This is a genomic window from Ochrobactrum sp. SFR4 (genome assembly GCF_019730395.1).
Lineage (GTDB): Bacteria > Pseudomonadota > Alphaproteobacteria > Rhizobiales > Rhizobiaceae > Pseudochrobactrum.
On sequence record NZ_JAAPBB010000010.1, the window covers coordinates 19,906 to 42,444 of the forward strand.

Below are 22,539 nucleotides of genomic sequence, written 5' to 3' on the forward strand. Positions count from 1 at the left end.
CAGCCGTTTGTACAAACGGTTGTGGTTAAACCTTGTTATCCGGATGATTGCGGATTGCCTCTACCAATGTGCTGCCGAGATAATCCTTCTCATCCACAGCACCCGGAAGAATGAAGAAATAACCGCCGCCGACCGGCTTGATATATTCTTCCAGCGGTTCGCCATCTAGCTTGCGCTGCACAGTGATAAAGCCCTGCTCCAGATCAGCCTGATAGCAAATGAAAAGCAGTCCCTGATCAAGCTGACCGGACTTGGTAACACCATTGGAATAGTTGAACGGGCGGCGCAGAATGAGATTTTTCTGCGTGGCATGAGTGCGGTCATTGGCCAGACGAATATGCGCATCCATCGGTGTGACTTTACCTTCAGGATCTTTGGAATAATCCGGAACCTGACTTTCTTTGGTACCGTCCATCGGCGCACCGGAATTTTTCTTCCGGCCGAAAATCAGTTCCTGTTCCTGCAAAGGCGTGCGATCCCAACGCTCCACAAAATTACGGATGATACGCACCGCCTGATAGGAGCCATTGGTTGCCCAATCCGGCTCCTGATGGGTTTGCCCCACCCAGACCAGCTGGTTCATCAGGCTCTTGTCAGCGGCATCAGGATTGGCTGAGCCGTCACGGAAGCCTAAGAAATTACGTGCGCTTTCCACTTCACCAGAAGGCGAAGGCGGGATTACCGGCACATTGCCTTCCTGTTTCCAGCGCAGGAAAACCAGATCAGACATGGTTTTCAGAATATCACGCAAAGCGTGAATATTGGTATCCGGCGTATTCGCGCAAAATTGCAGCGACAGATCGCCGTGGCAAAGATCAGCCACCAGTGCATCATTCGGAAATTTGGTCATACGTTGCAGCAGCTTCGGCTTATGCGGCTGCAACCACGGATGATGCTCAAACAGGCTGTCGCCAAGACCTACTGTCATCGTCAGATTATCCGGCCGTATTTCAGGGCCTATAATACCGGAATCCGCAGGCGGCAGTTTCGGATCCAGCTCCGGCGCTGTACCGCCTTGCGTAAGAAAGGCGATCCGCTGCGTGAGTGTGCGGAACAGGCGCTCCAGATCATCCGGCGTTTTCACCAGCACATCGAAAGACGCAACCAGACCATGCGCAGGACGGGCATTGGTAATGCCGGACTGATGAATGCCATAAAAAGGCTGGCGCTGATGAAAACCATTGCTGCCAACCGGCGCATCAGTCACATGATGCTCAACCGGAGTCGATGAGGCCTGCGCATAGCCTGCAGTCCCCGCAGTTATTGTACTGCCAAGTGCCAGCCCCAATCCTTTGAGGACATTCCGGCGGTTTGCTGTAAGCTTGTTCTCTTCCTTTTTCATCACTTACTCCAGTCCGATTGCTGCCATCAGTGCGGTGATTTTCTGGCTGAGTGCTTTCACTTTTTCCGCCAATGCGCGACGGGCAGCTTCATCAATTTCCGCATAGGAGCGTTCAGGGTTTCCGGCCGACAAAGCCGTCAGTTCCTGCCGTATATCCTGTAAAGCTGACAGCGCATTTTGTGTCTCACCCGCAGCCGGTTTTTCACTGAGTGGTTTCAGCAAAGTGAGAATTTTTTCTGCGCCATCGAATTTTGCCGTCAGATCAGCCAGATCAAGATGCGAATAGGCATTATCCCCGGCAATAACGGCACCTTCAGCCTGCTGGTTCAGATAGGTAGCGAGACTGCGCAGCAGCATATCCGGCGTCAGCTTCGTGGTTTTCAGACGTTCTTTCAGTTCTGTCAGATCAGTTGCCAACTGACTGGCAAAAATGTCCAGTCCTGCGGTACTGTTCTGTGTCCACAAACCATATTCAATACGATGGAAACCGGTAAATGCGGGGTCTTCCTCGCGTTTTTCAAGATAATTTGCGAGAGGATCAATCTTTGAGGCCAGATCGGAGAAACGACCGGAAAGCACATCTGTGCGCTCATAGGCTTCGCGTGCCTGCGAGAAAGCTGCGCGCGCTGCCTGCACATCGCCTGCAGCAATTGCTGCTTGCAGGGTCTGCGTATTTTTAAGCGCCGCATTGCTCTGCATGACCAGAAACACTTTATATTCCGAGAGCATACCGATGAAAGCGCGGGTATCCGGCTTGGCCGCCACAGCCGCCGCAGAATGTTCGGACGGTGTTACTGTCAATTTGCCACGCGGATTGGAAAGCAGACCACAGGTAATCTCATAGTCTCCGGGAAGCAATTGCGCGCGCAACACGGATTTCATACCCGGAATAATATTCTCACGCTCTTCTACGACCATCACACCATCCAGAATTTCCCATTCAACAGGGCGGTCAGAGCGGTTGTGAATTTCAAAACTGTGAAAGCCGGATGGCAAGGTCAGGTTCATCGGCTCACAGGCTTTAGCGCCAACCTCAATCGGGATCAGTTTTTCACTACCCGCTGTGTTTTTTGTGATGGTTGCATAATAGAACAACCCGCCTGCAGCCACTGCCAAAACAGCGGAACCGGCAACAGCCAGCTTCATAAGGCCTGATGAAGGTGCGGATGGATTCTTACTCATCATAGCCTCTTACGCAGCAGCGGTTTTTTGTGCAGGTACCGGCCGCAGATAAATGGCCAGCGCCGCAAACAGGAAAACAAAATAGACAATTACTTCACCGATTGCCGGTGTATCGTGATAGCCGAACAGGCCGGACAGCAATGTGCCAAGCGGCGTAGACAGCGGCAGTACATGGCTCAGATCCCATGCCGGTGCCTGTAAATAATTCCAGATGCCAGCCTCATGCAAACTACGCAATGCACCGGACAGCAAACCGGCAGCAACGAAAATAATCAGAATACCTGTCCAGCGGAAAAAAAGTCGTAAATTCAGACGCAACCCGCCCTGATAAATCAACATGCCGAGCACGACAGATACGGCTACGCCCAAAAACGCGCCGAGCGGTGCCGCATAGCCTTCGCTCTGCTGAAAAATAGCCAGCAGGAAGAAAACGGATTCCAACCCCTCACGCGCCACGGCAAAGAACACCATGCCAATCAATGCCCAAGTAGCTGATTTAGCGGCAAGCGCATGTTCAACAGAATGCTGTAATTCATCTTTGAGGGAGCGGGCGGCTTTTTTCATCCACAAAACCATGGACATCAGTACAATCACCGCAACAAAGCCGACAACGGCTTCAAACAATTCCTGCATTTTTTGCGGAAACTCAGCACTGATGATCTGCAATGCCGCTCCGGCCAGAAAGGACAAAGCAATGGCCAGAAAGATGCCGACCCAAACAGCAGGCATATAGGACGAGCGTCCGGTCTTGTTCAGATAAGAAGCAATAATACTGGTGAGGAGAGCAGCTTCCAGCCCCTCACGCAACATAATCAGAAACGGTGCCAACATCGGCTTGCTCTCAGTGTCGTTTAAACAAATGCAAGCCGGAAAAGCCTGCGCAACAATGAAAATGCCCGGCCGGAACGATCACTAATTCAGTAAAAGCAGAGGTCTAAGCAAAGACAGTTAAACATGTGAATTAAAGTCACCTTTTACATCAAACTGCTATTACCGACAATGCAAAAACATCAAAGCGAGCAAATTCTTCTACGAAACGGAAGACCGGCAGAAAATATCTATCCTGTTTTAAAAACTCATAAAAATACAGTAATTGTGCAAGATGCCATCTGTTTGTCTGTCATCAGGTGACCGGTTTTTCTCCACAACATGACCTTAAAAACAAAAAAGCCTGCACCGGTGATTCCGGTGCAGGCTCCTGTTTGTAATAGCTTGCAGATCAGAAATCGAACAACTCACCCAGCAGCGATTTCTTTTTACGATATGGCTTACCATGGCCGTAATCATCATGATCACGGCGGTCACGATCATAATCGCGATCGCGGTCATGACCGCGGCTGTCGGAACGCTGATCATCCTTGCTGGCTGTGCGCACAGGTTCTGCAGGAACTGAGCGCTCAATAATCTTGTCCAACTCACCACGATCCAGCCATACACCACGGCATTTCGGGCAATAGTCGATTTCAATTCCCTGCCGGTCAGACATGACAAGCTCGGTATTATCGATAGGGCAAAGCATTATTAAGGGCCTCCTGATTGGTCAGGATTTGCACTTGGGTTGCGAATTGTGGTTTTTCAAGTGCGAGACCTCAGTTTTATCTCTGCCCGCTCATATTTCATCTCATCAGAGAAATTTCGCTTAATCCATTGACGGAACAATACTTTTGATGATGGTACGGTCGAGTTCTTCATACTGGTTCAGCCCGATTGCATCATAAAGCTCCGCACGGGTCTGCATTTCATCAACCATGGCTTTGGTGGCGCCATCACGCTTGATCGTCGCATAAAGCTTTTCCTGCGCTTTATTGGCAACGCGAAGAGAAGATACCGGCCAGATAACCATTTTATAGCCCATTTCCTCAAATTCCTGCGCGGTGAAGAAAGGGGTACGACCAAATTCGGTCATATTAGCGAGGAGCGGCACACCTGGCATACGCTTGGCAAACTCGCGGAACATTTCTGCCGTGTTCAGAGCTTCCGGGAAAATCGCATCGGCTCCGGCTTCCATATACATTTTGGCCCGCGCCACAGCGCCGTCCATACCTTCACTGGCAGCGGCATCCGTACGGGCAATCAGATATAAATGACGGCGCGCTTTGGCGGCAGCAGCTACTTTAGCAGCCATATCATCGGCAGTTGCCAGTTTTTTATCGTTCAGATGGCCGCATTTTTTCGGCAGCAACTGATCTTCAATATGCACAGCGGCAGCACCGGCATCTTCGAATGTGCGCACCATATGCATCACATTCAGTGCTTCGCCATAGCCGGTGTCACCATCGACCACGAGCGGCAGACCACTGGAGCGGGTAATCTGACGAATGAAAAACGCCACCTCATCGACAGTGATAATGCCAAGATCCGGCAACCCCATCGAAGCTGTCATCGCGGCACCGGAGAGGTAAAGCCCTTCAAAACCGGCATTGCGCGCCTGAATGGCAGCCATACCGTTATGCGCACCCGGCAATTGCACAATGCCGGGTCTGTTCATCAATTCACGGAACCGCTCACCGGCGGGTTTGGTTGGCAGATCGGAAGCAGATAAATAAGGCATAATACTCACTCAGACTGTCTCAGTTAAATAGGCTTGGGAGTGGATGCGGATCGTTCATCAATCGGCACAAAAATCAGATTATCGGGGCCGATATAATTGGCGGACGGACGGATAATCTTGTTATCAATACGCTGTTCGATGATATGTGCTGCCCATCCGGAAGTGCGGGCAATCACAAAAAGCGGCGTAAACATTGCCGTTGGCACACCGAGGATGTGGTAGGAAACAGCGCTGAACCAATCGAGGTTCGGGAACATTTTCTTGTTGTCCATCATCACCGTTTCAATACGCTCGGCAATGTCGAACATTTTGGTTGTTCCGGCTTCCTCCGACAGTTCCAGCGCGACTTTTTTGATGATCTCATTACGCGGATCGGCAATCGTATAGACCGGATGACCGAAACCGATCACCACCTGTTTCTGCTCAAGCTGGCGCAGAATATCGGCCTCCGCTTCATCAGGATCAGCATAACGCTGCTGAATTTCCAGCGCTACTTCATTGGCACCGCCATGTTTAGGCCCGCGCAGCGCACCAATGGCACCGGCAATGCAGGAATAAACGTCTGAGCCGGTTCCCGCGATGGTACGTGCCGTGAAAGTAGACGCATTAAACTCATGCTCTGCATAGAGGATCAGCGAAATATTCATTGCCCGTACCGCAGCCGGTGTGGGTTCTTTACCGTGAAGTACACGGAGGAAGTGGCCACCGATTGTATCATCATCGGTTTCCAGCTCCACCCTGCGGCCATGATGGGCAAAGTGATACCAATAGAGAAGCATGGAGCCGAGTGATGCCATCAACCGGTCGGCAATATCTTTAGCTCCTGCTTGGCTGTGACCACTGACTTCCGGCAGCACACAGCCGAGAACGGAAACACCGGTACGCATCACATCCATCGGATGACTTGCAGCGGGTAGTAATTCCAGCGCCGCTTTCACATTGGTCGGCAGACCACGCATGGCCTTGAGCTTTTGCTGATAGGCAATCAATTCGCGTTTGGTTGGCAGCGTGCCATGCACCAGAAGATGCGCAACCTCTTCAAAATCACATTGCAAGGCGAGATCATGAATATCAAAACCACGATAATGCAGATCATTACCACTGCGCCCGACAGTACAAAGGGCAGTATTACCGGCAACCACGCCGGACAGTGCCACGGATTTCTTTTTTGGCGGCGTTACCGTTGTTTCACTTTCTGCAATGCTCATCATTCTCTCCTTTGGCTGCAAAGCACCATTTCCGATCCCTCCCGGATCATTACGGAAAACATGCCTGCAGCTCAGATTTTGCGTTGCGGATGACGAGTGCCATCAAATGTGGCACTCGCAGAGACCGGCTAGAGCATAATGCCTTAAACTTGGATCAGTTTAAGATGAAATTATGCTCTAATTTTAAAATATTAGAGCGACCTTTGTGTGCCATGTCTGGCACACGGCGCTCTAGCCCTGCCAGTCGAAAATACCGTGCGCCTTGCCCGGCTCGCATTTGCCCGGCAGCGCAGTAATATTGAGGCCAGCCAGTTCATCGGCAGTCAGCTCAGTCAGGCGTTCAACAGTTTTGATGAAACGATCCTGCTCTTCCTGCCCGATAATGCCTTCAGCCAGAGTGCGGAATTTACGGATATAATCCGGACGTTTGAACGGACGGGCACCCAACGGATGTGCATCGGCCAGCGCCAGTTCATCTTCGATCACCGAGCCGTCCTGCATGGTAATAACCACACGGGCACCAAAGGCTTTTTCATTCGGATCATGGCTATGATAGCGCTTTGTCCATGCCGGATCTTCCACCGTGCTGACCTTGTGCCAGAGCGCAACTGTCTCCGGACGTTTAGCACGCTCCGGTGCATAAGAATGCTCATGGTGCCATGTGCCGTCTTCCAGCGCGACTGCAAAAATATACATGATCGAATGGTCAAGCGTTTCACGGCTGGCATTCGGATCCATTTTCTGCGGATCATTGGCGCCGGTACCAATCACATAATGGGTATGATGGCTGGTATGCAGCACAATGCTGGCAATCTTGGAGAAATCCTTGATACTTGAACGCATACGCCGTGCGAGATCAATCAGTGCCTGACTCTGATACTCAGCCGAATGTTCTTTGGTATAAGTATCCATGATCGCACGTTTGCGCTCACCGATTTCCGGCACCGGCACGAAATATTCGGCCTTCGGACCACCGAGCAGCCATGCGATAAAACCGTCTTCACCTTCCCATGCAGGAGAAGGTGCGCCCTCGCCGCGCATAATGCGGTCAACAGCTTCCACCGCCATTTTACCGGCAAAGGCTGGCGCATAGGCTTTCCAGCTGGAAATCTCGCCTTTACGGGACTGGCGCGTCGTTGTTGTAGTGTGCAGTCCCTGCTGAATAGCCTGATAAATCTGCTCGGTGCTTAAGCCCAGCATGGTGCCGATACCGGCCGCAGCCGATGGCCCCAAATGGGCAATGTGGTCAATTTTAAACTCATGCAGACAAATGCCTTTCACAAGATTGACCTGAATTTCATAGCCGGTGGCAATACCACGTGCCAGCGCGGAACCATTGAGACCGCAATGCTGAGCCACTGCCAGCATCGACGGAATATTATCTGCCGGATGAGAGTAATCGGCAGCGAGGAATGTGTCGTGGAAATCCAGCTCGCGTACTGCAACACCATTCGCCCATGCCGCCCATTCCGGTGACACACGCTGATCCGCAGGTAGACCAAAAACAGTGGCACCGCGCTTATAAGGATGGGCAAGCGCCTGCATACGGGCGCTGACAACCGGCCGGCGCATCAGTGAAGCAGCAGCAACGGATGCGTTGTCAATGATACGATTACCGATCATCTCAACCACATCATCATCCAGTGGCACATCATCGGCGGCCATGGCGGCAAATTTCCATGCCAGCTGATCCTCACGCGCCAGATGTTCAGCCGATTTATAGGTACGCACTTTATGGAGTTTCACAGAAAAATCCCTCTCTGTCTTAGCCAAAGACGATAACAACCCGTTTCTGCCGTCCTCCGACAACAGTGAATTGTGTAATTTGCGAAGCCGAATGCACTCTGTAAACCAACTATACAGCGACAAAATTTTGCGACTATGGCTGAAAAAGCGAAGTGACGGCGGTGATTTTTTGTGAAATTGTGAAGTTTGCGAAGTCGATACCGCATGATCAACAACAGGCATGCATAAGGAACAACACATCTCAGCGTTAATCTGAAAGGTCGGGAGGGCCTGAAGAATGCGTAAAACTTTTGTAGGTATTAAACTTAAAAAACTGCGGGAAGAGCGTCAGCTCACTCAGATGTCACTGGCCAAAAGCCTTGGCATTTCTTTGAGTTATCTCAATCAGATTGAGAATAATCAGCGCCCGCTGACAGTGCAGGTTTTGCTCCGTCTCAATGAGGCTTTTGGCATTGATGTGCAATTGTTCTCCGAAGCCGAGGAAGCCCGATTATTCAGCGATCTGCGTGAAGTCTTTGCCGATCCGCGCCTCAATGAGCAGCTTGGCAAAACAGAAATTCGCGAATTAGCTGCCAATATGCCCGCAGTCGGGCGGTTGCTTGTGGAAATGCATAAACAACTGGGCGAAGCGCAGGAACAATCTGCATATCTTGCAAACCAGCTTGGCAATGACCGTTCTGCGGATCTGCCGGTAATGCTCTCCACCCCTTATGAAGAAGTGCGGGAATATTTCTATGCGCACCGTAATTATATACCGGAACTCGACCATGAAGGCGAAGCACTGAGCCACAAGCTCGCTCTGCCGGTCGGCAAGATGAAACATGCGCTGGCTGAGCGGTTGATGCAAATGCATGGCGTGCGGTTGGTTGAACAATCCGGCCCCGACAGTTCAGACAAGGTACGCCATTTCGACAGCAGCACCCGCCTGCTCTCCCTTTCCCCGCGCCTTGATGAAGGCCAGCAGGCCTTTCAGCTGGCAACGCAAATCGCCTTTATGGAACAAAAACATCTGCTGGATCAGTTACTGGAAAAGACGGCTTTTTCCAGCCCTGAAGCACGGGTGCTGGCGCGGATTGGTCTTGCCAATTATTTCGCCGGCGCTGTACTGATGCCCTATATGCATTTTCTGCAAAGCGCAGAACAATTACGTTATGATATTGAATTACTTGGGCAAAAATATGCAGTGAGCTTTGAAACCATCTGTCATCGTCTCAGCACTCTACAGCGGCCTGAAGCACGGGGTGTCCCTTTTTTCTTCATTCGTGTCGATCGTGCCGGTAATATCTCCAAGCGCCAGTCGGCGACCGATTTTCACTTTTCACGCTTTGGCGGCACCTGCCCGTTATGGAATATTTATGCGGCCTTTTCATCGCCCGACCGGATTTTAACCCAGCAGGCGGAAATGCCGGACGGCCGCACCTATTTCTGGATTGCAAAAATGATCCGGCACCGGCAAGGCGGTTATAAAGCGCCGTCGAAAAGCTTTGCGATTGCACTGGGCTGCGACCTGCACCATGCTGACCGGCTGGTCTATTCCAAGGGCATGATCCTTGATGATCCTGCTGCACGCACACCAATCGGCGCAGGCTGCAAAATTTGCGAGCGGCAAAGATGCCCGCAACGCGCTTTCCCGCCGCTTTATTCGACGATTCAAGTCGATGAGGCACAAACAAATTTCGCACCCTATATGACTGCATAAGATTAAATTGCACCCTTTCATGTATTTGAAAAACAATATGAAATTTATTATTATACTAAAGTATAATGTGGTTTTCACCTATAGCTGCAAGGTTGACAAGTCACGCTCATCTTTTCATGTTCAGCACAGAGGAAATTCTTTTGGGAGAGAGAAGATGAATTTTGGCAAAACTTTCCGCCGCTTTATGACCGCTGCCGTTTTAGGGAGTGCTGCAATTGGCGTTACCATTGCAGCAGCACAAACACCGGCCTTTTTCCGTATCGGTACCGGCGGAACTGCAGGCACTTATTATCCGATCGGCGGATTGATCGCCAATGCAATCTCCGGCAATGGCGATCAGGGCGTTCCGGGTCTTGTCGCAACTGCCGTCTCTTCCAACGGGTCTGTCGCCAATATTAATGCGGTGAAAAGCGGTGGCCTTGAAGCCGGTTTCACCCAGTCGGACGTTGCTTACTGGGCCTATACCGGCACCGGCCTCTATGAAGGCAAAGGCAAGGTGGAAGATCTGCGTCTGATCGCAACTCTCTATCCGGAAACTGTGCATCTGGTTGCGCGTAAAGATGCAGGCATCAAATCTGTTGCTGACCTCAAAGGCAAGCGCGTCTCGCTTGATGAGCCGGGTTCAGGAACCATTGTCGATGCACGTATTGTTCTCGGCGCCTATGGCCTGACTGAAAAAGATGTGAAGGCTGAATATCTGAAACCTGGTCCGGCCGGCGACCGCCTGAAAGACGGCGCGCTGGATGCCTATTTCTTTGTTGGCGGCTATCCGACCGGTGCAATTTCCGAACTCGCCAGCACCAATGGTATTTCTCTGGTTCCGATTGAAGGACCGGAAATGGAGAAAATCCTCAAAGAATACAGCTTCTTCGCCAAGGATACTGTACCGGCAGGTACCTATAAAGATGTCGGTGCGACCGATACAATTTCCGTTGCCGCCCAGATGGTGACAAGCGCGAAACAGTCTGATGAGCTGGTCTATAACATCACCAAAACCATGTGGAATGACGCAACCCGTAAAGCACTGGATGCCGGTCATGCGAAGGGTAAAATGATTACCCTGCAGAATGCAGTCACCAGCCTTGGTATTCCGCTGCATCCGGGTGCAGAGCGCTTTTACAAAGAAGCCGGCCTGCTGAAATAATCACAATCTTGCCCTGCACCGGAACCTTACATTTCCGGTGCAGGATTTCTCACAGGCCTACAATGCGCATTTTGATGAGCTACGGCGTCCGGCTGGTACACACCGCCAGCGAAAGCCAGTGCCTTTAGCCATATTTCAGGAAATTTCCCATGACCACAGAGCAACAATCGTTGAAACCGATGGAGCTGGATGAAGAAAAAGCGCGTGAGCTCGAAGAGAGATTCGACTCCGAAATCCGTTTTCGTCCGTTGTTGCCTGTCACTGCCCGCATAGTCGGCACATTACTGATTATTCTTTCACTGTTTCACTATTATACAGCCGGTTTTGGTATTTTATCCGAAACCATGCATCGTGGTATCCATCTGGCCTTTGTGCTTGGTCTGGTTTTTCTGGTTTTCCCGTTCTCTCCCAAAGGCTATTCCGAACCGGCTAAATCGACTCTTCTGCGGCCACTTGGCATTTCAATTATCGACTGGGCACTGGCGATCGGTGCCGTTATTGCAGTTATGCATGTGCCGCTTATTCCGCTGGATGATCTGGCCTTCCGCGTTGGCAATCCGACACAAACAGATGTGATCCTTGGTGGTTTACTGATTATCGTGCTTCTGGAAGCCACCCGCCGCTCGGTCGGCTGGCCGCTGCCGATTATCGCTATTTGCTTTATGCTCTATGCCTATTTCGGCCCTTCCATGCCGGGCATTCTGGTGCATCCGGGCTCGTCTGTTTCACAGATTGTCGATCACCTCTATCTGACAACACAGGGCGTTTACGGTATCGCGCTCGGCGTGGTCGCCACTTATGTGTTCCACTTCGTGCTGTTCGGTGTTTTTGCCACTCGTATCGGCCTCGGGCAATTGTTTCTTGACTGTGCCGCATGGGTTGCCGGTCGCTATGCGGGCGGACCTGCCAAAGTTTCGATCTTCGGCTCGGCACTGTTCGGCATGATTTCCGGCTCATCGGTCGCGAATACCGTAACTGTCGGTTCGCTGACCATTCCGGCAATGATCCGCCTTGGCTATAAGCGCAATTTTGCAGCCGCAGTGGAAGCCGCATCCTCAACGGGCGGGCAGATTACCCCGCCGATTATGGGCGCTGCAGCCTTCCTGATGATTGAGTTCCTCAATCTGCCTTATACAACCATTATTATCGCCGCCATTGTTCCGGCTTTCATGCATTTCTTCGGCGTGTTGATGCAGGTGCATTTTGAAGCCAAACGCACAGGCCTGCGTGGTATGACGCCGGAAGAAATGCCGGACTTGAAAGAAGCATTCAAACGTGACTGGCCAACCGTTATTCCACTGGTTGTGCTGATCGGTATTTTGCTGTCCGGTTATACACCTTATATGGCGGCATTCTGGGGTATTACGCTTTGTATTGCGGTTGGTTTGCTCAATCCGCGCAAACGCATGTCCGTCAAAGAAGTTTTTGACGGTCTGCGCGACGGCGCAAAATATGCACTGGCAGTCGGTGCTGCTGCCGCAACCGTTGGCATTGTGGTCGGTGTCGTCACACTGACCGGCGTCGGCTTCAAAATTTCCTATATTGTCACCACAACCGCCGCAGATATTGCCACATGGTTTGGTACATTCCTGCCAGCCTCACTGGTTGGCGGCGCAACACTGACATTGCTGTTCACGCTGATTATGACCGGTATTGTGTGTATTTTGATGGGTTGCGGTATTCCGACAACCGCTAACTACATCATTATGGCAACCATTGCCGCACCAACTCTGGCAATGCTGGGCGTGGAGCCACTGGTCGCCCATTTCTTCGTGTTCTACTACGGCATTCTCGCGGATATTACGCCGCCAGTGGCGCTGGCCGCTTATGCGGCAGCGGGTATGGCAGGGGCTGATCCGTTTAAAACAGGGAACACGGCTTTCCGTCTCGGACTCGGTAAAGTGCTGGTGCCGTTTGTCTTTGTGTTCTCGCCATCACTGTTGCTGGTCAATGCCAATTTCTCGTTGAGCGAATTTGTAATCGCATTCCTCGGTTGTGTGATTGGCATTACCGCGCTTGGTGCCGCGCTCTCCGGCTTCATGCTGGTTCGCACTAAAGTCTGGGAACAGGTTCTGCTTGTGATTGCCGCCATCCTGCTGGTCGTGCCGGAAATCTATTCCTCACTCCTCGGACTGGTCTTGCTTGTGCCGGTACTGATGCGTCAGTTCACCGTTATGAGGCAGCCACAACTGGCATGATAAAAAGGGCGCTATAGCGCCCTTTTATTTTACAAACTCTGATCCGGATTTTGTCGCAGATCAGTCAGTCTGTTCCAGAATTTTTCAATCACGCCACGCTGATTATTTCTGGAACGATACAAACGGATTTCCAGCGAAATATTCCATGACGGGTCAGCCCCTGCCACCAGCTGACCACTTGCCAGTTCTTCGGCAATCAGGCTGTGCGGCACCCATGCCACGCCCCATCCGGCCATTGACATGCCTTTGAGACCGATCGACATACTGCCCTCATGTACCAAACGATGCTCCGGCATTTTCAAGACAAACAGCTCACTCAGCAAATGGCCAAAGAACGATGATTTTTCATAGCCGATATAATCAAACGGCTGCTCATCACGGCCGACCATATGCAGCGGATGACCTTCGGCATCCGGTGCGCTGATCGGAATGATCTGCTCAAAGTCGACAACTTTGTAATCAAAGTCTGCAGCATCGAGCAGCAGCGGTACAGACGGGTGCACATAAGTCAGCAGAAAATCACAATCCCCGTCAACAAGCGCATTCACATTACCTTCAACACTGCCCGTATCCGGCCGCAACCGCGTGAAAACCGGCGCTGTATTATCACTGGTTTCCTTCACCCATTGCGGGAAAAATGTGAAGGACAATGTATGCAATGCGATGAAAGAAATCGTTTGTGCTTCCAGTGTCTGGTTTGCCTGAAAGCCCTGACGCACCTGATACAGCGATTTCAGTGTTTCCTGCGCCACCGGAATAAATTTCTCACCGGCCTCGGTGAGCCGCGAAGGATAAGTCGCACGGTCAATCAGAGTCGTGCCGAGCCATGTTTCCAGCTGCTTGATACGGCGGCTGAAAGCAGACTGGGTAACATGGCGTTCATCTGCGGCCTTGGAGAAATTTAAAGTATGAGCAAGCGCCAGAAAGTCTTCAACCCACTTAATTTCCACAATACGGATCCTTCGTCATGATTGCCTGTTTTGCATACAGGCATGCAGGTTCAGAATAGGCCTTATACGATATGTCAGCATATTTGAACAGAAACATAAAAAACGGCCGCTCTCTTAAATATCCGCAGATATCAGAGAACGGCAGTCACTTCAGTTACTGAAGATCAGCGGGTATATTCCAGCATACGGCTGCGGCTCAGCACCAGTTCAATGCGATTATCGCTCAGGCGGTTGATGCAAACCCGTTTAACCCACGGACCATCATGGAGCGTAAACAGATAACGGCCATTACCAAGACCGGTAACCGGCATTGTCTGCTGAACAGGGCCTACACCCATAATTGCAGTACCGTTGGCGATCTCAAAGGCAGCACCGTAAACCGACTTCCAGCTGCCATCGAGTTCATTACCGGCAGGCTTTGGTGTCGCCGGATAAAGACGGCGCGGCGCATGACCAAGTTCCCCTTCCAGCACTTCACCTGTCCAGCGCAGCAGGATTGGTGAGGTAGCCGAGCGGGATGAGAACCAGCCATTGCCTTCATCATAAAGCGCATCTTCATTGTCGATATAGGTAACGTTACCGCCCTTCATCTCAACCCAGTGATGACCGGTTTCCGTGATATAAAAACCGTCCGGAATTGTGCTGCCGGCCTGTGGTAACGAGCGACCTGCAAGAGCGGCCATTGCAGCCTGCGCCATCTTGCTACCATTGGCGTCATCACGATTGGCAACAACCACAAAACCACACTGATGCTCAGGGCAGATCAGCACATAGCTCTTATAACCCGGATGCGAACCGCCATGGCCAACCAGCTTCAGACCATCAAGCTCAGAGCCGACAAAGCCAAGACCATAGGCGGACAAACGACCATCCGCCATTTTGCGTGGCTCGCTGATTTTTTCAATCACACCGGAAAGCTGGCCCTTGCCGCACATCAGAGCCCGTGCCCAGGTCGCCAGCGCTGTACCGCTACCGGTCAGACTACCCGCTGCGGAAATATAAAGACCGGCTGAACTCAGCTGCCACTTCTTACCATCATGCCAGTAACCCGGCACCAGACCATCCACCGGATCATTCCAGACATCCGGTGCCTTCAGCTGCACGCCGAGCAATGATACGATTTCATTTTGCAAATAATCATCAAAGCGCAGGCCAAGACGTTCCAGCGCAATTTCCACCAGACGATAGCCGGTATTGGAATAGGAAACCTGCGTTCCGGCATCAAAATTGAGGCGTTCCATCGTCGCATGGAAATCCATCAACCGGTCATTATGGGTTTCCGTATAGATCGACAGGCCGAGCAAAGTCAGACATTCACGCGTGTCAGGCAGGCCGCCGCTCATATCCAGCGCCTGTCCGACGGTCACTTCGTTCAAAGGCTTTTTCAGTTCCGGCAGATGTTTACCCAACGGATCATCAAGACCGATTTTATCTGCATGTTTCAAAACCATAGAAACAAAGACATGCTTGGTCACAGAAGCATAACGCACAACGCTGTCAGCGGAAAACGGCTTATGGGTTGCCAGACTTTCCACGCCGCTTGCAGTGTTGAAACGGATACCATCCGCATCAAAACCGATAATCACGCCTCCCGGCTCATTCGCAGGCCATTGTGAGGCCAGTTTTTGTGCGGTTGATAAAGCGGCTTCCCAGTTCATAGCCATGATCGCTTCTTCCCATGCCCTGTTCATACAGGTTTAATTCAATATTGCATAAAGAACAGGCCGGAAAATCCGGCCTGTTTCATAGTCTTACTTTGGTTCTTCAACCGTTACGCTCAACTCGCGTAGCTCTGTAGTATGCGGATGGGTGGTGCGGCCTAAACGCAGATCTTCTGCTGTCAGCTGTTCCACCATCACACCATTCTGCATCACGCCCACTTCCGGGCAGAGATGGGCGATAACCGCGAGGTTATGGCTCACCAGAACATAGGTCAGGTTGCGTTCTTCACGCAGATCCGACAGCAGATTGAGAATTTCCGCCTGAACGGAAACGTCCAGTGCCGAGGTCGGCTCATCGAGCAGCAATACCTGCGGATCTGCAATCAGAGCACGGGCAATCGCCACGCGCTGACGCTGGCCACCGGACAATTGATGCGGATAGCGGAAACGTGCCGTCTGCGGCAGAGCCACATCAGACAGAGCCTGCTTGATGCGTCCTTCAACATTGTCGATCTTATGAACCAGCAACAGCTCGCTCAGAATACGGTCAATGGTCTGGCGCGGATGCAGTGAGCCGAACGGATCCTGAAACACCATCTGAACAGAACGGAAAAATTCCGGCGTCCGCTTCAACGGCGCATCTTTGCCGTCAAAAGCAATACGTCCGCTCCAGCTTTCGTTCAGTCCGGCCATCGCACGCAGGATTGTCGACTTACCCGAGCCGCTCTCACCCACGATACCAAAGCTGCCGCCTTTTTCGACGTTAAACGAAACGCCTTTAACGACCTGCTTGTCACCGAACTGAATTTTCAGATTATCAACTTCAATCATTATTTCAGCCACTCCGGATCACGGGTCATTACCGGCAGACGATCACGCGGATGCGTCAGCGACGGAATACAGTTCAGGAGACCCTTGGTATAAGGATGCTGAGCATTATTGAGTTCCGATGCTTTCAGCTCTTCCATCACCTGCCCCATATACATAACCATAACGCGGTCACAGAAATGGGAAACAAGCGGAAGATCGTGGCTGATCAGGATCAGCCCCATGCCGCGGCTGTCCACGAGATCATCGATCAGACGCAGAATTTCAGCCTGTACGGTTGCATCAAGCGCCGAAGTCGGCTCATCGGCAATCAGCAGTTCCGGATCCGGTGCCAGCATCATAGCGATCATGACACGCTGCCCCATACCGCCCGATACCTCGTGCGGATAGGTATGTGCCACTTCACGCGGATTGCGGATTTTCACCTGATCGAGCAGATCAATCGCCGCTTCCAGAGCTTGTTTTTTACTGCCGCCTTTGTGTGTACGCCAGGCTTCCGCCACCTGCACACCAATGGTCTTTACCGGATTCAGCGAGTATTTCGGATCCTGCAGAATGAAGCCAACGCGCTTACCGCGGATCTGACGCATCTGTTTTTCAGATGCGGTCAGCAGATCCTGTCCGTCAAAACTTAAGCGATCAGCTTTGACTTCCGCAATATTCGGCAGGAGTTTCATCAGAGCGCGGGCAGTCAGAGACTTGCCCGAGCCGCTTTCACCCACAATACCCAGCTTTTCACGGCCAAGCTGCAGAGAGAGACCGCGCACCGCCTCAAAACGGGTGGTGCGGGTTTCAAATGCGATTCTCAGATTTTGAATATCTACCAGCATTTTATCCCTCAATTCTGCTTCGGATCGAGGACGTCACGCAGACCGTCGCCGAGGAAGTTGAACGCGAGTGAAACGAGGAAGATCGCAATACCCGGAATTGTAGCAACCCACCACTGCTCAAAAATGAAGCGTTTGGCAGTTGCAATCATCGCACCCCATTCCGGTGACGGCGGCTGCGCACCCATACCGAGGAAGCCAAGGCTTGCAGCGGTCAGAATGATCGAGCTCATATCCAGCGTAATACGTACAATCAGGCTCGGTACGCACAAAGGTGCGATATGACGGGCGATAATACGTGCAGGGCTGGCGCCGGTCAGGCGATAGGCTGCGATATAGTCAGTGTTACGGATGGTCATGGTTTCCGCACGGGCCAGACGCGCATAAGGCGGCCAGGCTGTGAGTGCAATCGCCAGAATCGCGCTTTCAACACCCGGTTTCAGCGCGGCTACGAAAGCCAGAGCCAGAATAAGACGCGGGAAAGCGAGGAACACGTCGGTTACGCGCATCAGGATTGTATCGACAACACCGCCGAAATAACCTGCCACGCAACCGATGATCAGACCAAGCGGTGCAACCAGAATAACAACGGCAATAACCATGCCGAGTGTTACGCGGCCGCCATAAAGGATACGCGAGAAAATATCGCGTCCCAGCTCGTCCGTACCGAACCAATGCTGAGCAGAAGGTGCCGCAAGACGATTGCCGAGATTTTGAATGCTCGGATCATGCGGTGCCAGCCACGGGGCAAAAATGGCGATGAAAACAAAGACCGCAATGATGAACAGGCCGATCATCGCCAGCGGATTTGACTTCAGATTGAGCCAGATACGGTAGCGCCGGCCCCAGAGAGCCTGCGACGGCGAGGACGGAGTTTCGTCCAGCGCCCAGTTATGAAAATTAGAGAAAATCATCTGACGCGTGGATCCAGTACCTTGTAGAGAATGTCAGCGAGCAGGTTAAGCCCGACATAGATGACACCAATCAGAAGAGTGGCGCCGACGACAGGGTTCATGTCTGCATTCATCAGCGAAACAGTCAGATACTGACCAAGACCAGGCCAGCTGAACACGGTTTCGGTTACAACGGCACCTTCAAGCAGACCGGCATAGGTCAGTGCAAGAACGGTCACCAGCTGCACGGCCACAGTCGGGAAAGCGTGTTTCCAGATAACTGCAGTGCCGGACAGGCCCTTGGCGCGGGCTGTAACAACAAACTCACCTTTGAGTGCATCCAGCATGAATGCACGGGTCATACGGGTGATATAGGCCATGCTGAAATAAGCGAGAATGATAACCGGCTGGGCCATATGCGCGAGCGCATCCCAGAAAGCATCCATATCGCCGTCGAGCAGCGTATCAATCGTCAGAATACCCGTGACATGCGGGATCATGTCCTGAAAAATAATATCCTGACGGCCGGGTCCCGGTGCAATACCGAGCGCAGCGTAGAAAACCAGAAGCGAAATCAGCGCCAGCACAAATGTCGGCACGGAGTGACCGGCCAGACAAATAACGCGGATCGTCTGATCCGTCAGTGTGCCCTGACGCACCGCTGCCCAGACACCCAGAGGAATACCGATCAGGGCAGCGAGGAGGAGCGCTGCGGTGGCCAGTTCAAGGGTTGCCGGAAAATAGCGGGCAATATCCGTGGTAACAGGGTTGCGGGTCAGAATGGAATTGCCGAGATCACCCTGCAAAACCTGACCGATATAATGGAAGAACTGCACGACGAGCGGCTGATCCAGCCCCATCTCCGCGCGCACACGCTGAATAACAGCCTCCGGCGCATTATCGCCGACGGCTGCAATCACAGGATCAACCGGCATAACGCGGCCGATCATGAAAGTGACAATAGCAAGTCCGAACAGCGTGATTAACACGCTGCTCAGAGTACCAGTCAGAGTTTTCAGTCTCTTATTCAAGCTTTCGCAATCCCTGCGTAAGAGTGGGTATCGGACAGAACGCCGAGACGCATGCCGGTAACATCTTTACGGCAGGCAGCAGTCATTACAGTCTGCAGCATGACAACAAACGGGCTGTTGTTCATGAATTCGCGCTGCAGGTCTTCGTAAAGTTTAACGCGGGTTGCCGGATCTTTTTCATCACGGGCAGCCAGCGATTTCTTGGCGAAATCTGCGTTCTGATAGTTCGAGCGCCATGCAAAAGGCTTGCTCTTCGCATCGTCGGACAGGTCGGTCACGTTGCAGAATACGTCCGCATTGGTATTCGGATCGAAATAGTCCGAACCCCATGAAGTCAGAGCGATTTCATGTTCGCGGGCACGCATTTTGGTGAGTACCTGACGGTTTTCAGCAGCACGCAGTTCCAGCTTGATGCCGATTTCTGCGAGGTTAGCCTGAATCGCCTGAGCGATATCCGGCCAAGGCTGTGCGGAATAATGATCCATGCTGATGGAGAAACCATCGGTCAGACCAGCTTCAGCCATCAGAGCTTTTGCCTTAGCAGTGTCTTTCTGGAACGGCAGTTCATTAACCGCACCCGGGAAACCTTCAGGAATAATAGTCTGATGCTGCTGATGGGTCAGCGGCACGATATTTTCCTGAATGCCCTTATAGTCAATCGCCCATTTGATCGCTTCCCAAAGCTTAGGATTGGTCAGCTTTTCAACTTTCTGGTTGAGCGACATCAGGCCGATACCGGCAATACCCTTACGCACGAGCGTGAAGTTTTCGTCGTTCTGGATCACGCGCAGCTGTTCGGAAGTCAGGTTACGGGCGATATCCACGTCACCTTTCTGGAGCATCAGCAGCTGGGAAGAAGGATCAGCAACGTGACGCAGAACAATACGCTTCACATTGCCTTTGTAGGCGCCGTGCGGGTTCAGGTTCAGCATTACGCTTTCGCTTGGCTTCCATGCAGCCAAAGTCCATTCAGCGGAACCGGCGCTGTTTTTACGCAGCCATTCGTTACCGAGATCGTCGCCGGCTGCATTTTCCATCACCAGCTTCTTCTCAACAACGCTACCGACGCTGGAAGACAGGCAATAAAGCAGGAAGGACAGGGAAGTCGGGGTGTCGAGAGAAATGGTCAGCGTACCGGCATCGGTCGCGACAACAGCTTTCTCAACATTTTCAGGAGTCAGACCGAACTGGCCGATGATGAAAGCAGGGCCTTTGTTCATCTTGATCGCGCGGTGCAGCGAGAATGCAGCATCTTCAGCAGTGATCGGATTGCCGGTGGCAAATTTAGCTTCAGGGTTGATTTTGAAAGTATAGACCTTACCTTCAGCATCAGCTTCCCATGAAGTCGCTACGCCGCCTTCAATCTTTTCAGGATTTTCATAGCTCGGATGCACAAGACGCTGATACATGTTGTTGCAGATTTCGCTGCCGACAGCTTCAAAGCTCTCATGCGGATCAAGCGATGTCATGTTGTCCAGCTGCATGGCCACAACCAGAATATCCTGACGACCGGCAGCGATCGCAGGCAGCATACCGGCATATGACAGGAACGGAACAGCAGCAGCGCCCGCCAAAAAATTACGTCTTGAAATCACGGTGATTTCCTCTTCCCTATCCGTAAACGCAAGAAACCGGCCGGGTGCCCCCTGCCAGTGGTTAAGTTTTCTAACAGCTTTGCAAATGAGTTATCTTCGCGGGAGATCGTCCACCGGACCGATTTTTGCCCGTTCCGATCCACCCGAAACTGCATCAAAACAATGTGTATAAGAAAACCGTCTAATGTCCGGTTCAGTTATCATGAAGCCCAATAACGCGGCCAATGCAGATTTTGCCAGTGGCTATGCATGGTTTGCATGCAAAATCCTGTTCAAAACTTTGTTATTTTCTAATTTAATTAATATGCAGAAGTGGACTATCCCCTGCAAGAAAAGGCATTTGCAATTTGGCTGCAAAATGGTCAGTCTCGCAAATCACGCAACGACTTGTATTTCAGCGATGAAAAACCGCAGAATCGCAGGCGCCTCCCCGAAATCTCCGAGGAATAGCGTTGCTAACGAGATGCAGTAACAGGATTTTATCCGCTAAATGTTTCTGTTTGCGACATATTTTATGTCGTCATCCAGAAAAGTAAGGTTCTCTTTCCCATGTCCAGTTCTTCACCGGCAGACAATTTCACCCCTGTCTTTGATGGCCATAATGACGTTTTGTTGCGTCTGTGGACGTCAAGCGAAGCCAATCCGGTCGACCGCTTTATTGATGGCGAAAAGGCAGGTCACATTGATCTTCCGCGCGCTAAAAAAGGCGGCCTCGCAGGCGGCCTGTGCGCAATTTATGTACCGTCGCCTTCGATGGAAAAAGATGCAAACGGCGATTATCCGACGCCGGAACACGGTAGCGCCTTAAGAATCACCCTTGGCATGGCTGCGCTTCTGGCGAAGATTGAAGCGAAGTCCGCAGGCGGTTTGAAAATCTGCCGTTCTGCCGATGATATCCGCACTGCAATGGCCAATGGCGCATTTGCGTCAGTGCTGCATATTGAAGGCGCTGAAGCCATCAGTGCTGATCTGGATGAACTTTATGTTCTGCATCAGGCAGGCCTGCGCACACTGGGTCCGGTCTGGAGCCGTCCAAACATTTTCGCTCACGGCGTGCCGTTCCGTTTCCCAAGCACACCGGATATCGGTCCCGGCCTCAGTGATGCGGGTAAAGCCCTGATCCGCGCCTGTAATGAGCTGAAAATCATGGTTGACCTGTCGCATATGAACGACAAGGGTTTCTGGGATATTGCAGCGATCTCCGATGCACCGCTCGTTGCCAGCCATTCCAACGTGCACACACTTTGCACCCATAGCCGCAATGTGACTGAAAAACAGATGGACGCCATCAAGGAAACCGGCGGGTTGATGGGTATCAATTTCGGCGTTTCCTTCCTGCGTGCGGACGGTCAAAAAATCACTGCCACGCCGCTCAGCGAAATGGTGCGCCACATTGATTATATCATCAACCGTATCGGCGTTGACCATGTGGCTCTCGGTTCCGACTTTGACGGTACGACCATTCCGGATGCTCTGGGCAGCGCCGCTGACCTGCAGCTTCTGATCGCAGAATTGCGCAAAGCCGGTTACGATCAGGAAACCATCGACAAGATCGCCTATAAAAACTGGATCCGCGTCCTCGAAAAGACCTGGGCCTGATTATTCTGCAAAGCTTTTCAAGCCGCCTCCGGTACCCGCCGGGGGCGGTTTTTTAGTTTGTGCGCAGATCTGCGGGCGGTATGGA

Annotated in this window: 18 protein-coding genes; 4 read left to right on the plus strand and 14 right to left on the minus strand. The window is 51.9% G+C overall.

Annotated elements, in window-relative coordinates:
• Window positions 1-25: 25 nt before the first annotated feature.
• The 7 genes from efeB to HBA93_RS12945 all read right to left on the minus strand — a co-directional run bounded on the left by efeB (window position 26) and on the right by HBA93_RS12945 (window position 8,029).
• Window positions 26-1,342: an iron uptake transporter deferrochelatase/peroxidase subunit gene (gene efeB / locus HBA93_RS12915; RefSeq protein WP_221723541.1), complete on the minus strand. Its 1,317-nt coding sequence runs from the start codon at window positions 1,340-1,342 to the stop codon at window positions 26-28.
• A 3-nt stretch (window positions 1,343-1,345) separates the two neighbouring features.
• Window positions 1,346-2,524, minus strand: coding sequence for an iron uptake system protein EfeO (gene efeO / locus HBA93_RS12920; protein ID WP_221723542.1), 1,179 nt, complete (start codon window positions 2,522-2,524; stop codon window positions 1,346-1,348).
• Window positions 2,525-2,533: 9 nt separating this feature from the next.
• Complete coding sequence (gene efeU / locus HBA93_RS12925) at window positions 2,534-3,355, minus strand: iron uptake transporter permease EfeU (RefSeq protein ID WP_121993522.1); 822 nt, start codon at window positions 3,353-3,355, stop codon at window positions 2,534-2,536.
• Window positions 3,356-3,743: 388 nt separating this feature from the next.
• Window positions 3,744-4,043, minus strand: coding sequence for a TFIIB-type zinc ribbon-containing protein (locus HBA93_RS12930; RefSeq protein ID WP_221723543.1), 300 nt, complete (start codon window positions 4,041-4,043; stop codon window positions 3,744-3,746).
• A 120-nt stretch (window positions 4,044-4,163) separates the two neighbouring features.
• Entirely contained in the window at window positions 4,164-5,075 is a 912-nt protein-coding gene (gene prpB, locus HBA93_RS12935; protein WP_221723544.1) for a methylisocitrate lyase, read from the minus strand.
• Between the two features lie 23 nt (window positions 5,076-5,098).
• Window positions 5,099-6,283 (minus strand): bifunctional 2-methylcitrate synthase/citrate synthase, encoded by a 1,185-nt coding sequence (prpC, locus tag HBA93_RS12940; protein WP_221723545.1) that lies wholly within the window; start codon window positions 6,281-6,283, stop codon window positions 5,099-5,101.
• Between the two features lie 231 nt (window positions 6,284-6,514).
• Window positions 6,515-8,029 (minus strand): MmgE/PrpD family protein, encoded by a 1,515-nt coding sequence (locus HBA93_RS12945; RefSeq protein ID WP_221723546.1) that lies wholly within the window; start codon window positions 8,027-8,029, stop codon window positions 6,515-6,517.
• 277 nt (window positions 8,030-8,306) lie between these two features.
• On the opposite strand from HBA93_RS12945, the gene HBA93_RS12950 reads away from it, so the two are divergent.
• The 3 genes from HBA93_RS12950 to HBA93_RS12960 all read left to right on the plus strand — a co-directional run bounded on the left by HBA93_RS12950 (window position 8,307) and on the right by HBA93_RS12960 (window position 13,070).
• Window positions 8,307-9,728, plus strand: a complete 1,422-nt coding sequence (locus tag HBA93_RS12950; protein WP_221723547.1) for a short-chain fatty acyl-CoA regulator family protein — start codon at window positions 8,307-8,309, stop codon at window positions 9,726-9,728.
• A gap of 154 nt (window positions 9,729-9,882) precedes the next feature.
• Window positions 9,883-10,872 (plus strand): TAXI family TRAP transporter solute-binding subunit, encoded by a 990-nt coding sequence (locus HBA93_RS12955; RefSeq protein ID WP_221723548.1) that lies wholly within the window; start codon window positions 9,883-9,885, stop codon window positions 10,870-10,872.
• A 149-nt stretch (window positions 10,873-11,021) separates the two neighbouring features.
• Window positions 11,022-13,070, plus strand: a complete 2,049-nt coding sequence (locus HBA93_RS12960; RefSeq protein WP_221723549.1) for a TRAP transporter permease — start codon at window positions 11,022-11,024, stop codon at window positions 13,068-13,070.
• A gap of 29 nt (window positions 13,071-13,099) precedes the next feature.
• On the opposite strand, the gene HBA93_RS12965 is transcribed toward HBA93_RS12960, so the two are convergent.
• The 7 genes from HBA93_RS12965 to HBA93_RS12995 all read right to left on the minus strand — a co-directional run bounded on the left by HBA93_RS12965 (window position 13,100) and on the right by HBA93_RS12995 (window position 20,855).
• Window positions 13,100-14,020 (minus strand): LysR family transcriptional regulator, encoded by a 921-nt coding sequence (locus HBA93_RS12965; RefSeq protein ID WP_221723550.1) that lies wholly within the window; start codon window positions 14,018-14,020, stop codon window positions 13,100-13,102.
• Between the two features lie 164 nt (window positions 14,021-14,184).
• Entirely contained in the window at window positions 14,185-15,684 is a 1,500-nt protein-coding gene (locus HBA93_RS12970; protein WP_221723551.1) for a serine hydrolase domain-containing protein, read from the minus strand.
• An 87-nt stretch (window positions 15,685-15,771) separates the two neighbouring features.
• Window positions 15,772-16,512 (minus strand): ABC transporter ATP-binding protein, encoded by a 741-nt coding sequence (locus HBA93_RS12975; protein WP_022711999.1) that lies wholly within the window; start codon window positions 16,510-16,512, stop codon window positions 15,772-15,774.
• Entirely contained in the window at window positions 16,512-17,339 is an 828-nt protein-coding gene (locus HBA93_RS12980) for an ABC transporter ATP-binding protein (protein ID WP_075656534.1), read from the minus strand. Before HBA93_RS12980 ends, HBA93_RS12975 begins: the two co-directional genes overlap by 1 nt.
• Before the next feature lie 8 nt (window positions 17,340-17,347).
• Window positions 17,348-18,250, minus strand: a complete 903-nt coding sequence (gene nikC / locus HBA93_RS12985) for a nickel transporter permease (protein WP_121993532.1) — start codon at window positions 18,248-18,250, stop codon at window positions 17,348-17,350.
• On the minus strand, window positions 18,247-19,260 hold the full coding sequence (locus HBA93_RS12990; RefSeq protein WP_121993533.1) for an ABC transporter permease: 1,014 nt from the start codon (window positions 19,258-19,260) through the stop codon (window positions 18,247-18,249). Before HBA93_RS12990 ends, nikC begins: the two co-directional genes overlap by 4 nt.
• Window positions 19,257-20,855, minus strand: a complete 1,599-nt coding sequence (locus HBA93_RS12995) for an ABC transporter substrate-binding protein (protein WP_221723552.1) — start codon at window positions 20,853-20,855, stop codon at window positions 19,257-19,259. The genes HBA93_RS12990 and HBA93_RS12995 overlap by 4 nt, the downstream gene beginning before the upstream one ends.
• Before the next feature lie 549 nt (window positions 20,856-21,404).
• Here HBA93_RS12995 and HBA93_RS13000 point away from each other — a divergent pair.
• Window positions 21,405-22,454, plus strand: a complete 1,050-nt coding sequence (locus tag HBA93_RS13000; RefSeq protein WP_221723553.1) for a dipeptidase — start codon at window positions 21,405-21,407, stop codon at window positions 22,452-22,454.
• Window positions 22,455-22,539: the final 85 nt, after the last annotated feature.

What these genes read in the sequence shown, in the direction of transcription:
- efeB (WP_221723541.1), bottom strand. Translation starts at nt 1,342, where the DNA reads ATGAAAAAGGAAGAGAACAAGCTTACAGCAAACCGCCGGAATGTCCTC.
- efeO (WP_221723542.1), bottom strand. Translation starts at nt 2,524, where the DNA reads ATGAGTAAGAATCCATCCGCACCTTCATCAGGCCTTATGAAGCTGGCT.
- efeU (WP_121993522.1), bottom strand. Translation starts at nt 3,355, where the DNA reads ATGTTGGCACCGTTTCTGATTATGTTGCGTGAGGGGCTGGAAGCTGCT.
- HBA93_RS12930 (WP_221723543.1), bottom strand. Translation starts at nt 4,043, where the DNA reads ATGCTTTGCCCTATCGATAATACCGAGCTTGTCATGTCTGACCGGCAG.
- prpB (WP_221723544.1), bottom strand. Translation starts at nt 5,075, where the DNA reads ATGCCTTATTTATCTGCTTCCGATCTGCCAACCAAACCCGCCGGTGAG.
- prpC (WP_221723545.1), bottom strand. Translation starts at nt 6,283, where the DNA reads ATGAGCATTGCAGAAAGTGAAACAACGGTAACGCCGCCAAAAAAGAAA.
- HBA93_RS12950 (WP_221723547.1), top strand. Translation starts at nt 8,307, where the DNA reads ATGCGTAAAACTTTTGTAGGTATTAAACTTAAAAAACTGCGGGAAGAG.
- HBA93_RS12955 (WP_221723548.1), top strand. Translation starts at nt 9,883, where the DNA reads ATGAATTTTGGCAAAACTTTCCGCCGCTTTATGACCGCTGCCGTTTTA.
- HBA93_RS12960 (WP_221723549.1), top strand. Translation starts at nt 11,022, where the DNA reads ATGACCACAGAGCAACAATCGTTGAAACCGATGGAGCTGGATGAAGAA.
- HBA93_RS12970 (WP_221723551.1), bottom strand. Translation starts at nt 15,684, where the DNA reads ATGGCTATGAACTGGGAAGCCGCTTTATCAACCGCACAAAAACTGGCC.
- HBA93_RS12975 (WP_022711999.1), bottom strand. Translation starts at nt 16,512, where the DNA reads ATGATTGAAGTTGATAATCTGAAAATTCAGTTCGGTGACAAGCAGGTC.
- HBA93_RS12980 (WP_075656534.1), bottom strand. Translation starts at nt 17,339, where the DNA reads ATGCTGGTAGATATTCAAAATCTGAGAATCGCATTTGAAACCCGCACC.
- nikC (WP_121993532.1), bottom strand. Translation starts at nt 18,250, where the DNA reads ATGATTTTCTCTAATTTTCATAACTGGGCGCTGGACGAAACTCCGTCC.
- HBA93_RS13000 (WP_221723553.1), top strand. Translation starts at nt 21,405, where the DNA reads ATGTCCAGTTCTTCACCGGCAGACAATTTCACCCCTGTCTTTGATGGC.